The sequence below is a fragment of the Lysobacter gummosus genome (assembly GCF_001442805.1).
Taxonomy (GTDB): Bacteria; Pseudomonadota; Gammaproteobacteria; order Xanthomonadales; family Xanthomonadaceae; genus Lysobacter; species Lysobacter gummosus.
Map to the genome: position 1 here is coordinate 5,053,971 of NZ_CP011131.1, position 13,795 is coordinate 5,067,765.

Annotated in this window: 10 protein-coding genes; 5 read left to right on the plus strand and 5 right to left on the minus strand. The window is 68.9% G+C overall.

The features are described 5' to 3' along the window. Nucleotides 1–214 precede the first annotated feature (214 nt). A complete protein-coding gene (locus tag LG3211_RS20520) occupies nucleotides 215–1,216 on the plus strand; it encodes a rhodanese-like domain-containing protein (RefSeq protein WP_083512709.1) in 1,002 nt (333 codons plus the stop codon). Between the two features lie 4 nt (nucleotides 1,217–1,220). On the opposite strand, the gene gloA2 is transcribed toward LG3211_RS20520, so the two are convergent. Then, nucleotides 1,221–1,610 carry an SMU1112c/YaeR family gloxylase I-like metalloprotein gene (gene gloA2 / locus LG3211_RS20525; RefSeq protein ID WP_057944448.1) on the minus strand — a complete coding sequence of 130 codons (390 nt, stop codon included), beginning with the start codon at nucleotides 1,608–1,610 and terminating at the stop codon, nucleotides 1,221–1,223. Between the two features lie 155 nt (nucleotides 1,611–1,765). On the opposite strand from gloA2, the gene LG3211_RS20530 reads away from it, so the two are divergent. Further along, nucleotides 1,766–2,050: a DUF4031 domain-containing protein gene (locus LG3211_RS20530; RefSeq protein ID WP_057944449.1), complete on the plus strand. Its 285-nt coding sequence runs from the start codon at nucleotides 1,766–1,768 to the stop codon at nucleotides 2,048–2,050. Between the two features lie 19 nt (nucleotides 2,051–2,069). On the opposite strand, the gene LG3211_RS20535 is transcribed toward LG3211_RS20530, so the two are convergent. From LG3211_RS20535 to LG3211_RS20550, 4 genes are all read right to left on the minus strand, one after another. Continuing rightward, a complete protein-coding gene (locus tag LG3211_RS20535) occupies nucleotides 2,070–2,699 on the minus strand; it encodes a LysE family translocator (protein ID WP_057945641.1) in 630 nt (209 codons plus the stop codon). Between the two features lie 377 nt (nucleotides 2,700–3,076). Then, nucleotides 3,077–6,232: an autotransporter domain-containing protein gene (locus tag LG3211_RS20540; RefSeq protein ID WP_057944450.1), complete on the minus strand. Its 3,156-nt coding sequence runs from the start codon at nucleotides 6,230–6,232 to the stop codon at nucleotides 3,077–3,079. Nucleotides 6,233–6,601: 369 nt separating this feature from the next. Further along, nucleotides 6,602–7,261, minus strand: a complete 660-nt coding sequence (locus LG3211_RS20545) for a response regulator (RefSeq protein WP_057944451.1) — start codon at nucleotides 7,259–7,261, stop codon at nucleotides 6,602–6,604. Beyond that, nucleotides 7,258–8,769, minus strand: coding sequence for a sensor histidine kinase (locus LG3211_RS20550; protein WP_057944452.1), 1,512 nt, complete (start codon nucleotides 8,767–8,769; stop codon nucleotides 7,258–7,260). The genes LG3211_RS20545 and LG3211_RS20550 overlap by 4 nt, the downstream gene beginning before the upstream one ends. Before the next feature lie 132 nt (nucleotides 8,770–8,901). Here LG3211_RS20550 and LG3211_RS20555 point away from each other — a divergent pair, with 132 nt between their 5' ends. The 3 genes from LG3211_RS20555 to LG3211_RS20565 all read left to right on the plus strand — a co-directional run bounded on the left by LG3211_RS20555 (nucleotide 8,902) and on the right by LG3211_RS20565 (nucleotide 13,790). After that, nucleotides 8,902–10,107, plus strand: a complete 1,206-nt coding sequence (locus LG3211_RS20555; protein WP_057944453.1) for a DUF418 domain-containing protein — start codon at nucleotides 8,902–8,904, stop codon at nucleotides 10,105–10,107. A gap of 267 nt (nucleotides 10,108–10,374) precedes the next feature. Beyond that, nucleotides 10,375–11,640 carry an HlyD family secretion protein gene (locus tag LG3211_RS20560; protein WP_057944454.1) on the plus strand — a complete coding sequence of 422 codons (1,266 nt, stop codon included), beginning with the start codon at nucleotides 10,375–10,377 and terminating at the stop codon, nucleotides 11,638–11,640. Continuing rightward, the gene (locus tag LG3211_RS20565) at nucleotides 11,637–13,790 is read left to right on the plus strand and encodes a peptidase domain-containing ABC transporter (RefSeq protein ID WP_083512711.1); all 2,154 of its coding nucleotides are present in this window, start codon (nucleotides 11,637–11,639) and stop codon (nucleotides 13,788–13,790) included. Before LG3211_RS20560 ends, LG3211_RS20565 begins: the two co-directional genes overlap by 4 nt. Nucleotides 13,791–13,795: the final 5 nt, after the last annotated feature.

Consider the following 13,795-nt stretch of genomic DNA (forward strand, 5'->3'; position numbering starts at 1 on the left):
TTCGCGCGCCGGCCGATCGGCGTTGCGCGGCTCCCGCGCAGGCCTGCGCGCCCATTGCGCATGGCGCGCAGGCCTCGCCCTGCCGCCGCGGACCTCGATCCTCACCACCGCAACGATCCGTCGCCCTGCTGCGATTGCGCGCCGCCGCGCGCGGGCAGAGACTGCCGGCCATCGCCTTTGCGCGCCGCCGGCGCGATTGTCCGGGACCTCATCGATGGACGCGTTGCTGCATCTGATCCAGACCTACGGCCTGCTCGTGGTCTTCGTCAGCGTGTTCCTCGATCAGGGCGGGCTGCCGGTGCCGGCGTATCCGCCGATCATCGTGACCGCGGCGGTGGCGGTGGATCAGCAGCCCAGCCTCGCGCTGGCGCTGGTGCCGATCCTGCTGGCCGCCACCCTCGCCGCCGTGCTCGCCGACAGCCTGTGGTACCTGGGCGGACGGCGGATCGGCGCGGCCTTGCTGCGGCTGATGTGCAAGCTGTCGCTGTCGCCGGATTCGTGCGTGCTGATGACCCGCGGCATCTACGCGCGCTGGGGCGCGCCGTCGCTGGTGGTGGCCAAATTCGTGCCGGGCTTCGCCGCGGTGGCGACCACCCTGGCCGGCGAAACCGGCACCAGCCCGCGGCGGTTCGCGTTCTACGACGGGCTGGGCGCGCTGCTGTGGGCGGGCGTGGCGGTGGCGCTGGGCGCGGTGTTTCATCGCGCGGTGAACGATTTGCTGGATGGGTTGGAGACGCTGGGGCGGTACGGACTGGTCTTGATTCTGGTGCTGATCGCGGGCCTGGTTGGCTACAAGCTGCTCAAGCGCCAGTGGTTCCTGCGCGAACTGCGCATGGCGCGCATTTCGGTGGCCGAGCTGGGCCAGCTGCTGGAACAAGGCGACGGCCCGACCATCCTGGACGTGCGCTCGCACCAGCAGCGCGACAGCTCGGGCTGGATTCCCGGGGCGATCTTCGTCGCGACCCTGGGCGACGACAGCCTGACCGGCATTCCGCCGGAGCGGCGCGAGGAAGTCATCGTCTATTGCGATTGCCCGAACGAGGCCTCAGCCGCCACCCTCGCCCGCGAACTCAAGCGGCGCGGCTTCAAGCGCGTGCGTCCGCTGGCCGGCGGCTTCGAAGCCTGGCGCGCGCAGGGCTATTCGGTGGCTACGGGCGAGAAGGCCGCGGCGATGCTCGCCGGCGTCGATCCGATCGATGCGGTGGCCCAGTCGTAAGCGCTCAGCCGCGCTCGTAGAACTCGATCGGCAGATCGTCGGGATCGGCGAAGAAGGTGTAGCGGCGGCCGGTGTATTCGTCCACGCGCACCGCTTCGACCGCGATGCCGTGGGCTTGCAGCTCGCTCACGCAGGCGTCGATGTCGTCCACGGCGAAGGCCAGGTGACGCAGGCCGCAGGCTTCCGGATAGGACGGTCGCGGCGGCGGATCGGGGAAGGAAAACAGTTCCAGCTGGCTGCCGTCGGGCAGGGCCAGGTCGAGTTTGTGCGAGCGCCGCGCCTGGCGATAGACCTCGGCCAGCACGCGCAGGCCCAGCACCTGGGTGTAGAAATGCCTGGAGCGCGCGTAGTCGGAACAGATGATCGCGACGTGATGGATGGACGACAGCCGCATAACCGCTCCGGCGAGCGGCGGGGGTTCGCTCGCGATGCATCGATTGTCCGATATTCTCCAATGATGCGTCCCGCGCCGATGCCACTGCCCGCGCGCGGTGACGCTGAAACCCGACCCGGTGCCCACGCCGCGCCGCCTGCCTTGTGGAGTAACGCATGACCGTCTACGTCGATGACGCCGTGTGGCCCTGGCGCGGCGAGCGCTGGGCCCATCTGATGGCCGACACCCTCGACGAGCTGCATGCCTTCGCCCAGCGACTGGGCAAGCCGCGGGCGGCGTTCCAGGACAAGCTCAGCGGCTGTCATTACGACGTCACCGCGCAGATGCGCGAGCGCGCGATCGAATTGGGCGCGGTGGCGATCTCGCGCCACCGCGACCGCGCGCAAGTGCGCGCCATCATCCAGCGCGCGCGCGATCAGGCCAGCGGTCGCGCGCCCTGAGCGCGGGCGCGGTGCGCGCTCAGCGGCGCGCGTCCACCGCCATGCGCACGGCCAGCGCCGACAGCACGCCGCCCATGACCCAACGCTGCGCGGCCGCCCAGCGCGGCCGCCCGGACAGGAAATTGGCGATGCCGCCGGCCCCGGCGACGATCAGCGCATTGACCCCGACGCTGATGCATATCTGCAGGCTGCCCAGCGCCAGCGACTGGATCATCACGCTCTTGTGCGGATCGATGAACTGCGGCAGCAGGGCCAGGTAGAACATCGCGACCTTGGGATTGAGCAGGCTGGTCAGCAGGCCCATCACGAACAAGCGGCGCGGGCTGTCGGGCGCCAGTTCGCGCACCTGGAACGGCGAGCGCCCGCCGGGCCTGAGCGCCTGCCAGGCCATCCACAGCAGGTACACCGCGCCGCCGATGCGCAGGGCGTCGTAGGCGAAGGGCACCGCGAACAGCAGCGCGGTGATGCCGAATGCGGCCGCGAACAGATAGAAGAAGAAGCCGATGCCTACGCCGGCCAGCGAGACGAGTCCGGCGCGGCGGCCTTGGCAGATCGAGCGGGAGACCAAGTAAACCATGTTCGGTCCCGGAGTCAGCACCATCACCAAAGCCAGGCCGGCGAACGCCAGCAACGACGACAGCTCGAACATCCGCATCTCTCCAGATAGGCGCGGCCTTCGGCGCCGGAGCGTCATCATCGCTCATGGCGGGGGCTGCGGTGAGGGTGGTGGGTGCAACGCTGTGGGGGCGAAAGCAAAAGCAAATCCCCCCTAACCCCCCTTTTTCAAAGGGGGAAATTGAGTCGCGGGTTTCGATGGGAGGCGATAGCGTCGGTGTGCCGCAGCTTCGGCAAGTGCGCGCAACGATCAGCCCACGCCATCCCCCACCCCCAACAATCAGTTCCCCCCTTTGAAAAAGGGGGGCCAGGGGGGGATTTGCTCTTGCTCCACCCCACCCCACCAAAAAAAAGAGCCGCGACGATCAAGACCGTCGCGGCTCCGGGGCTGCCCCTCTCGGGAAGGGGATCTTAGAAACGCAGCGAGTAGCGTGCGTTGATACCGTGGTCGTGCGCCTCATCGGCGAACTGGCCGCTATAGCTGAGCTCCAGCAGACCATTGGCGCTCAGGCGCGCGGCGATGCCGGCTTCGACCAGATTCGCGTCCTCGCCCAGCGGCGCGCCGCTGACGGTGAAGGCGTTGCCGCCGCGCCAGGCCACGGCCGTCTCCGCGGTCAGGTCGCCGCTGGCGTGGCGACGGCCCAGGCCGCCGCGCAGGCTCAGCCAGCTGTCGTCCTGCTGCGAACCCTTGAGGTTGACGTTGAAGCGCAGCCCCAAGGTGGACAGATTGACCCGGCTGTCGGCGCTGCGGCCGCTCAGCGCGGCCGCGCCGCCGCTTTCCTGGAACGCGTCCGTGCTCACCCGCACCTGGGCGAACTGGGCGTAGGGCTCGAACTCCCACGCGCCGGCGTTGAAGCGATAGCCGCCCTCGACGAAGCCCTGCTTGCTGTCGGCATCGTAGGAAGCGCGGGTGCGATCGACGAAACCGTTGAAGCCGATGCGGCGATCCAGATCGACGTCCTGGCGGGCGAAGCTGAAACCGGCGCTGAGGTTGAACTTGCCCCAGTTCTGGCCGCCGTACACGCCCAGGTGCGTGCTCTTGATCCGGCCCTTGTCGAGGCGATCGTTATTGCTGTCGGTGCGGCCGTTGCCGCCGAGCACGCCGATGCGCCAGCCGCTGTCGAAGCGGTAGTCGTAGCCCAGCAGCGTGGCCGAGCCGTTGTACTCGTTGCGCGCGGCATTGCCGTCGCCGTCGAGGGTGCCGCCGGACTTCAGCACTTGAATCCACGCGCCCTGCGAAGCGCCGTCGCCGTCGGCGGCGAACTCGCCGCGGCCGGCGCGCGCGCGCACCAGCGCCGCATCGCGGATGTGGCGGCTGTCGTCGATCATGATCGAACGCAGGCTGGCATGGCCTTCGCCGCTGAGCGAATCCAGCGCCGCCAAGGCCTGCTGCGGGAACAGCTGCGTCAGCGGCTGGGCCAGGCCCTGGGCGATGGCGAGCTGATCGGCCGCGCCCGCGGCGGCGCGCTGATTGTCGGTCTTCGCGGCCGAAGCGATCGCGGCGCCGCGGGTGACTTCCACGCCGACCTGATTGGCCGAATACGCCAGGCCGAACTTCAGGAACGGCGAGAACGAGGTCTGGTCGATCGCAGCGAACTGGCCGCTGACGCCGCCGGCGGCGCTGATCAGATTGAAGTTCTGCCCCAGCAGGTACTGGCCCGGCGCATGCAGCACCACCAGCTTGCCGCCTTCCAGCGCGGCCTTGCCGGTGACGTCGATGCGGTCGGACTGGCCGCCGGCCGACAGTTCGGCGACATAGGTCGAACCGGCCGCCTGGGTGTAGTCGCCCTGCACCGTCAGCGTACCGATCGAGTTGCCCGGCGACACCGCGCCGTCCACGCGCACGTTGCCGACGATGCGGCCGCTGCCGCCGAGCGCGCCGCCCTTGAGGACCGGCAACTGCGCGCTGGTCAAGGTGCCGTTGACCACCAGCGTGCCGCCTTCGACCTGCGCCGCGTAGCTGTTGTTGCCGGTGAGTTCCAGCACGCCGTCCTTGACGTTGAGACCGCCGAAGCGGTTGTTGCCGCTCAGGCGCAACCAGCCGATGCCCGACTTGGTCAGCACGCCGGGGCCGCCGATGTCGTTGCGCCAATCGTCCCAGGCCTTGCCGGTCCACACCTTGGCGCCGCCGCCCGGGCGGTCCATGACCACGTCGGTATCGACGCGGATCTGGCCGGGGCCGTCGATGGCTTTTTGCAGATTGATCAAACCCCAGCCATACACCTCATCCACGCCGGCCGCGCCCAGATCGGTCGCGGTGGTCAGCAGGATGTCGCGCACTTGCGTGCTGGCCAGGTACGGGAAGCGTTCGAACAACAGGCCCAGCGAACCGGTGACGTGCGGCGCGGCCATCGAGGTGCCGCTCATGTCGTCGTACTCGTAGGTCTGCGCGCCGGCGTTGACGTTGAAGGAAATCGAGCCGTCGGCATTCTTCACCAGTCCGCCGGTGAGCGCGTCGCTGCCGCCGACCACGGTGGAACGAATCACCGAACCCGGCGCGGCCACGCACCAGTTCGCCGTCTGCGCGCAGCGCATCGAACGGTTGCTGAGAGTCAGCTCCGGGGTGATGTTGACCACCGTCAGCCAGTACGGCTCCAGGTCCGGACGCGCGCGCGGCAGGCTGGCATAGAGACCGGCTTGCGGCGAAGTCTCCGGCGTCACGCCGGCGACGTTGTGATTGCCCGCCGCCCACACCTGCAACAAGCCCTTGTCGAGCGAACCCTTGGCGAACACGTCGAAGTACGAGGCGTTGTCCGGATCGTTGAGGATGTCGTCCAGACCGGCCAGCGTGCCCGGCTCGTTCGCCAAACCCCAGCTGTGATTGAGCGCGCGCACGCCCTGATCGTTCATGTCCTGGTACATGCGCGCGATGGTGTCGTCGTTGGCGCTGACCCGGGTCAGGCTGACCACGCTGTAACCGCCGGTGGGGACGCGCTGCCATTCGCGCGCGCTGTTGAACGCCCACTTGGCCACGCTGAGGTCGGAACCGAACGACACGCCGTGCATGCCGTTGCCGTCGCGATTGGCGGCGATGGTGCCGCCGACATGGGTGCCGTGGCTGCCGTATTCCCAACCCGGCTGCACATACGGGCCGGAGGTGATGATGCGGCGGATGTTGTCCGGCACGTTGGCGTTGAAGCCGACATAGGTCACCTGCGCCTGATCGCCGCGCGAGCTGAAGCACGCGCCCGGGCCGCTGACGATGCTGGTGTTGGTGCAGAACGTGCCGTCGTCGAGCAGATCGGCCATCTGGATGGCGCGATTGTCCTTGCCGGCGAACTCCGGGTGCGCGAGCACCGTGCCGCTGTCGTACACGCCCAGGCGCACGCCCTTGCCGGTGAGGCCGCGCGCGTAGGCGTACTGCGCGTTGATCGTGGCCAGGCCCCAGTCGGCGTTGAATTCGTCGTTGCGCCAGCTGTCGGGATTGCCGATCTCACCGTTGCCGCTCTGCGCGGCGGCGAGGCTGGATACGGCGAGCAGACCGCCGAGGATCGCGATGGAAAGCAGGGAGCGGGTATGCGTGCGTTGCGAAAACTGCGGGCGCGAAGCCTTGGTAATGCCTTGCATCTGTGGATGAACCCCTGTCATGTGGAAAGCGCCCGAGGGAGCGCAGCAGCAACGTCTGGATGCGTGGACCGCATCGCGAGTAAGTGATCGCCGGAGCGACCCGTGCATTAACAAACGCACGCGTGGCCGCGCCCCCCTACCTACTTTTTGTGCTGTATCGGCATGACTAACGACACGTGCGCGTGCTGCGGATGCCGTAAAACGACTTTGCCGAATGAGCCAAACCGTCCCTTCGCGCGCCGTTTCGACCGCGCCGGGCACGCGCGGACGCACGCATCGCCGCGACGATGCGCCGATCGATTCAAGTGAGTACGGATGCTGCGCGCGGCAGTCGATCCATCCGCGCCGCCGATACGGCCTCGCGCCGGATCAGCCCTCGTTCTGCTCGCCCGACATCAGCCCGCGCCGCCACGCGAACGCCACCGCCTCGGTGCGATCGGCCAGATGCAGCTTGGCCAGGACATTGCCCAGGTGCGACTTCACCGTCTTCTCGCCGATGTTGAGCGCGGCGGCGATGCGCGCGTTGCTGCCGCCTTCGGCGAGCTTGCGCAGCACGTCGAGCTCGCGCTCGGTCAGGCAGGCGAAGGGGTCTTCGCGCGGCTCGCGCTTGCGCCGCACCGCCTTGAGGATGCGCTGGGCGACGAAGGGATGGATCACCGCCTCGCCGGCGGCGATCCGGCGCAGGGTCGCCAGCAGTTCGTCGCCGAGCATGCTCTTGAACAGCAGCGACTGCGCGCCGGCCTCGATCGCGGCGAAGGCCAGATCGTCCTGGTCGGTGGAAGTCAGCACCGCGATCGCGCTGCGCGGGCTCAGGCTCTTGATCGCGCGGATCGCTTCCACGCCGTCCACGTCGGGCATCATCAGGTCGATCACGATCAGGTCCGGAGCCAGATCGCGCGCCAGCTCGATCGCCTCGGCGCCGCCGGCGGCCTCGCCGACCACTTCGAAATCGTCCGTCAGGCTGAGCAGACTGCGGATGCCCTTGCGCACCACTTCATGGTCATCGACCAACAGCACCGAGGTGGTCATGCCGATACTCCTTGCGTGGGTTCCAGCGTGAACGACACCGTGACCACCGTGCCGCTGGACGAGCTGGCGATGCGGAAACGCCCGCCCGGCAGGGTACGCGCGCGCAGGCGCATGTTGGCCAAGCCCATGCCGGTGGTCTCGTGGTCGCTGATCATGAAGCCGCAGCCGTCGTCCTGGATGGTCCAGCCGTAACGGTTGCCGGAATTGTTGAGCACCACCTCGATCCTGCGCGCGCCGCTGTGGCGCAGGCTGTTGGCGGCGGCCTCGGTGGCGATCAGCAGCAATTGTCCCGCGTGTTGCGGAAATTCGCTCAGGCCGCGCTCGGCCACGCCGTCCAGCAGCAAGCGCCATTCGATTTCGCTGCCGCCGAGCAGATGCGAGAACGTATCTTCCAGCGCCTTGCGCAGGCCCTGCTCGGCCACCGTCGGCGCCGAGAAACGCTGGATCACGTCGGCCAGATCGCGCTGCAACTGCCCGGTCAGGCCCAGCGCGGCCTTGATCAGCGCGCCCTGGCGCGGATCGCGGCCGTCGCCGCCGTCGCGCTCGTGCAGATGATCCAGCACGCTCAACTGCAGCCCCAGGGCGAAGCTTCGCTGCTTGGCGGTGTCGTGCAGATCGCGCGCCAGCCGGTTGCGTTCTTCCGACACCGCCAACGCCTGGCGCACCTGGATCACTTCGCTCAAGGCGTCGGCCATGCGATCGAAACGCTGCGACAAGCGGCCGAATTCGTCGCGGCCGGGATCGTGGATGCGCGCGACCAGATCGCCCGCGGCCCAGGCGTCGGCGGCGTTCTCGGCGTGACGGATGCGGCGCGTCAGCAAGGTCGCCACCGCCACCGCCGACATCGCGCTGATCACCATCAGATAGATCACCAGCCCTTCCAGGTCGCCGGAATCGGCGCGCATGAAGGTCGCCATCGAGCCGCCGGAGTGCTGGCCCATGCTCAAGGTCGCGCCGGGCGTGTCGCTCAGGGGCAAGGCCACCACGCTGACCCAGTCGCCGTCGCGCTCGTTGCGGCGCGGCGCCACGGCGTGGGTGGCGCCGGCCTCGTGCTCGGCTTCCTCCAGCGCCTGCGCCAGCGGCGGGCTGGGCTGCGCAGGATACTGGCAGCCGCCGCCGTCGCGATCGCGGTAACGGATCGCGATGCGGCGATTGTGGGTGCCGCCGGCGAAGCTGTACTTGGACATCCAGTTCGGCGTGTCCATGCCGACGATGCGCACCACCAGCGCCTGCAGCACCGCTTCGCACTGGCTGCGCGGCAACCTCGCCAGCCCGGGCATCGGGCCGATCTGCCGCAATTCGCGGCGCATCCGGCTTTCCAGCATCGGCGGCGCCATGTTGTCGCGCACTTCGATGCGGGTCAGGTACAGCCCCAGCATCGCCAGCAGGCCAGTGCTGATCCAGCTGGCGATCAGCATCGACAACAGGCATTTCCAGAACAGCCCGCTCCACCAGCGCCGCACCGGCGCGCGTGCAGCAGACGTCGGACGTGCGGCGGTTTCGCTCATGGCGTAAGTATTCCAGGTTCCACGCGCAGCGAATCCGCCAAACGTCCCGGTCGGTGCCGGCCGCCAGCCCGATGCCTGATCTCTCGCCGCCGCCCACAATCGCCGCCACTGTCCGATTCCGGCTTCGCGATCATGCTCCCTGCCTCCACCGCCCCGGCGCGGATCGAACACCTCGACGCGCTACGCGGGCTGGCGCTGTTCGGCATCGCGATGGTCAACGTCGGCGTGTTCGCTTCGCCCTGGTGGGGCCTGGGCACGAGCGATCCCGGCTTCGCCGCGCCGCTGGACCGCGCGGTCAACGCGCTGGTGGCGATGGTGTTCGAGATGAAGTTCTACCTGCTGTTCTCGTTCCTGTTCGGCTACAGCTTCAGCCTGCAGCTCAGCGCCGCCCGCCGCGCCGGCGAAGCTTTCGCGCCGCGCATGGGCCGGCGCCTGCTGGGCTTATGGGCGATCGGCCTGGCGCATGCCTTGCTGCTGTTCCATGGCGACATCCTCACGACCTACGCGCTGATGGGCGCGCTGCTGCTGGCGATGCATCAGGCGCCCGAAGCGCTGGCCGTGCGCCGCGCCAACCGCTTGCTGCTGCTGACCGCTGCGGCCTGGGCCGGATTCGCGGTGCTGGTGTGGATCGACGGCGCGCCGGCCGGCGACGCCGCCGCGGTGGCGCCGCAGGCCCGCGCCGCGCTGATCGGCTTCAGCGGCGATCCGGGCGAAGTGCTGTCCGCGCGCGTCGATGCGCTGTGGTCGAGCGCGTGGGTGATCGCCGGCCTGCAAGCGCCGTGCGCGCTGGCGATGTTCCTGTACGGGATGATCGCCGGCCGGCGCCAGATCCTCGCCCGCGTCGATCACTACCAGCCGCTGCTGCGCACGGTGCGGCGATGGGGCCTGGCCATCGGCCTGCCGGCGGCGGCGTTGTTCGCCGCCGTGCAGACCTGGGCGCCGGGCGGCGCACTGGAATTGTTCGCGCTGGCGCTGTCGATCGTGACCGCGCCGCTGCTGTGCCTGGCCTACGTGGCCGTGGCCATGCGCGTATTCGCCGGCCGCGGCGGCGCGCGCATCGCGCGGGCGCTGGCGCCGGCCGGACGCATGGCGCTGTCGAACTATCTGCTGCAATCGTTCGTGCTGTCGCTGCTGTTCACCGGTTACGGCCTGGGCCTGATGGGACGGATTTCGCCGCTGGGCTGTGTCGCGGTGGTGGCGGTGCTGTTCGGCGCGCAACTGTGGCTGAGCGATGCCTGGCTGCGGCGCCACGCCTACGGCCCGGTGGAATGGCTGCTGCGCGCGATCACCATCGGCGCGTGGCCGCGCGCGCAGGCGGCGGCTTACCCGTCGCGCTGAACCCGACGGCGATCGATTCGAAGGCATCGTCCGCGCCGTCCGGCGCCGACGATGAACGCGGCGCCGCCGTACTGCGCACCGAATGACCACTGTCACCTGTGCTCGGAACCGTGACCGGCTTCGACAATCGCGGCGTAGTCAGTCACGCGGACATGTACGAGACTCAATGGCCCACCGTCGTCGCCAGGAGACTGCGCGCGCCGCCGTGATCATCGCCATCCGCCCACATACTCGCCTCGCGCCGGCCGCGCGCGTCTGACGGTCCTCGTGCGCGACGACCTGTTCCGACGCGAAATGCTCGACGCCAGGAAACAGCGCTGGCTCGGCAGCATTCGCCTGCCGGTTTCGCGCATGGGTTGGCCGATGGCGGCGTTGGCCCTGGCCGCGTTGATCGCGCTGATCGCCTTGCTGGGATTGGGCCGTTACACCCGCAGCGAACGCGCCAGCGGCCTGCTGGTGCCGCAAGGCGGTCTGCTCGCGCTCAGCGCGCCCGCCTCCGGCAGCCTGCTGCGCAGCCATGTGCGCGAAGGCCAGCGCGTTTCGCGCGGACAGATCCTGCTGGAGATTTCCTCCGAGATCGACAGCCCGGCCCTGCGCGCCGGCGTCGGCCAAGCGGTCGGCGCGGAACTGGCGGTGCAGCGCGCGCGCCTGCTGGCCGATCGCGACGCGCTCGAACGCGAGCGCCAGGACAATTCAGCGCAACTGCGCCAACGCATCGCCGCCGCGCGCGACCGCGTCGCCCTGGCCGAGGCGCAATTGCGCCTGCGCCGCGAACAGGCCGCGCAGGCGCAGCGATTGGCGCGGCAGGTGCAGCCGCTGCGCGGCGACAAACTGCTCAGCGACGTGCAGTGGCAGCAGTACGAAACCACCCGCATCGAAGCCCAGACCCGGGTCCAGGACGCCCAGCGCGACGGCTTGAGCGCCGCGCGCGAACTGGCCGACGCGCAATCGGCGCTGCAGCAACTGCCGCAGCGATTGAGCGAGCAACGTAACCGCATCGAACGCGAGCTGGCCGGCATCGCCCAGGACGACGCGCGCAACGAAGGCCGCCGCCGCATCGCCGTGATAGCGCCCCGCGACGGCCGCATCGCTGCGCTCGCCGGGGTCGAAGGCCAGGCGGTCGCCGCCGGCCAGCGATTGCTGTCGCTGCTGCCCGAACACGCGCCGATGCAGGCCGAGTTGTGGGTGTCCGACCGCGCCGTCGGCCTGATCGCGCCGGGCACGCCGGTCGCGCTGCGCTACGCCGGCTTTCCGTATCAGCGTTACGGCCTGCAACGCGGGCGCGTGCTCGACATCGCCCGCGGCGCGCTGTCGCCGGAAGAAATCCGCGTACGCACCGGTTTGTCGGTCGCAGCGCCGGCGTGGCGCGTCGGCGTCGCCCTGGACCGGCAATCGATCGGCGCACACGCACTGCCGGCGCAGATGCGCGTGGATGCCGATCTGCTGCTCGAACGCCGCCGTCTGTACGAATACCTGCTGGCGCCGCTGTCGGCCCAGGCCGCAACGCGCGAGACGATGCGGGCCGCGCCATGAGCCGCAAGCCGCTGCCCGCGATCCAGCAGAACGAACTGGCCGAATGCGGTCTGGCCTGCCTGGCGATGATCGCGATCCATCACGGCCACGACATCGATCTGGCCAGCCTGCGCCGGCGCTTTCCGGTATCGCCGCGCGGCGCCACCCTGGCGCGCCTGATCAAGACCGCCGGCGCGCTCGGCTTCGACACCCGGCCGCTGCGCGCGGAGATCGAGCACCTGCCCGATCTGCAACTGCCGTGCGTGCTGCACTGGGACCTCAACCATTTCGTCGTGCTCAAGCGCATCGCCCGTGGCCGCGCCGAGATCCACGACCCGGCGCGCGGCGCGGTGACGATGCCGCTGGCCGAATTCGGCCGCCACTACACCGGCATCGCCCTGGAACTGACGCCGCGCCCGGATTTCGCGCCGATGCGCGAGCGGCAACGGCTGAGCCTGCGCGCGCTGGCCGGGCAGATCGTCGGATTGCGCCGCGCAGCACTGCAGATCCTGGCCCTGGCGGTAAGCCTGGAAGCGTTCACCCTGCTGCTGCCGATGGCGATGCAATGGGTGATCGACCGCGTGCTGGTATCGGCCGATGTCGAACTGTTGCACCTGCTCGGCATCGGCTTCCTCGCGGTGGTGCTGTTCCAGTCGGCGATCACCGCGATGCGCGGCTGGCTGGTCGCCGACCTGGGCGCGGCGCTGAATTCGCAGTGGTTAGCCAATCTGTTCGGCCATCTGCTGCGGTTGCCGCTGGATTTCTTCGAGAAGCGCCACGTCGGCGGGGTGATGTCGCGTTTCGTCTCGGTGCAGGCGATCCAGCAGACCCTGACCGGCAGCTTCGTGGAAAGCCTGCTCGACGGCTTCACCGTGGTGCTGGTGCTCGCGTTGCTGCTGCTCTACAGCCCGCCGCTGACCGCGCTGGTGCTGGCCGCGTTCGCGCTGTACGCGGGACTGCGCTGGGCCGCGTTCCGGCGTCTGCGCCGGCTCAAGGAAGAACAACTGATCCAGGTCGCGCAACAGCAGAGCCTGCTGATCGAAGCGATCCAGGGCGTGCAGACGATCAAGCTGGGCAACAAACAGGACGAGCGCCGCGCGCGCATCGCCAACGCCAGCGTCGAGGTCGCCAATCGCGAAGCCGCGATCAGCCGCACCACCGCGGTGTTCTCCGCGCTGTCCAAGCTGGTATTCGGCGCGCAGCGCGTGCTGCTGATCTGGATCTGCGCCTGGATGACCCTGCAGGGCCGTTTCACCGCCGGCATGATGGTGGTATTCGTCGCCTACGCCGATCTGTTCGCGACCCGCACCGGCAGCCTGATCGACAAACTGGTGGATCTGCGCCTGCTCGGCCTGCACGCCCAGCGCATCGCCGACATCGCCCTGGAACCGCCGGAAGCGCACGTGCACAGCGACTACGCCGGGCCCGCGCCGGCGCCGCGCATCGAACTGGAAGGCGTGAGTTTCCGCTATGCCGACGATGAGCCGTGGATTCTGCGCGACTGCAGTTTTTCGATCGAAGCCGGCGAATCGGTCGCCATCGTCGGTCCCTCGGGTTGCGGCAAGACCACCCTCGCCAAATTGATGCTCGGCCTGCTGCGGCCGAGCGCCGGCACGATTCGCATCGGCGGCGTCGATATCCATCGCTACGGGCTGGCGGCGTATCGCGAGCTGTTCGGCGCGGTGATGCAGGAAGACGTGCTGTTCGCCGGTTCCATCGCGGAGAACATCGCCTTCTTCGATCCGGCCGCGAGCCAGGAGCAGATCGAAGCGGCCGCGCGCGCCGCGCGCATTCACGACGACATTCTCGCCATGGCGATGGGTTACGAGACCTTGGTCGGCGATCTGGGCCAATCGCTGTCGGGCGGACAGAAGCAACGCGTGGTGCTGGCACGAGCGTTGTACCAGCGGCCTTCGATCCTGCTGCTGGACGAAGCCACCAGCCATCTGGACGTGGCGCGCGAGCACGAGATCAATCGCGAGATCGCCGCGTTGCGCATCACCCGCATCGTCATCGCCCATCGGCCCGACACGATACGCAGCGCCGATCGCGTCGTGTCCTTGCGCGACGGCGTCAGTGAACAGTTCACAACCAATCAATACGCAATCCCGATTCATTCGCGAGCACACGACGAAACTGCGATCGCCTTGGGCAAATCGCGTGTTTTGTAGTTGCT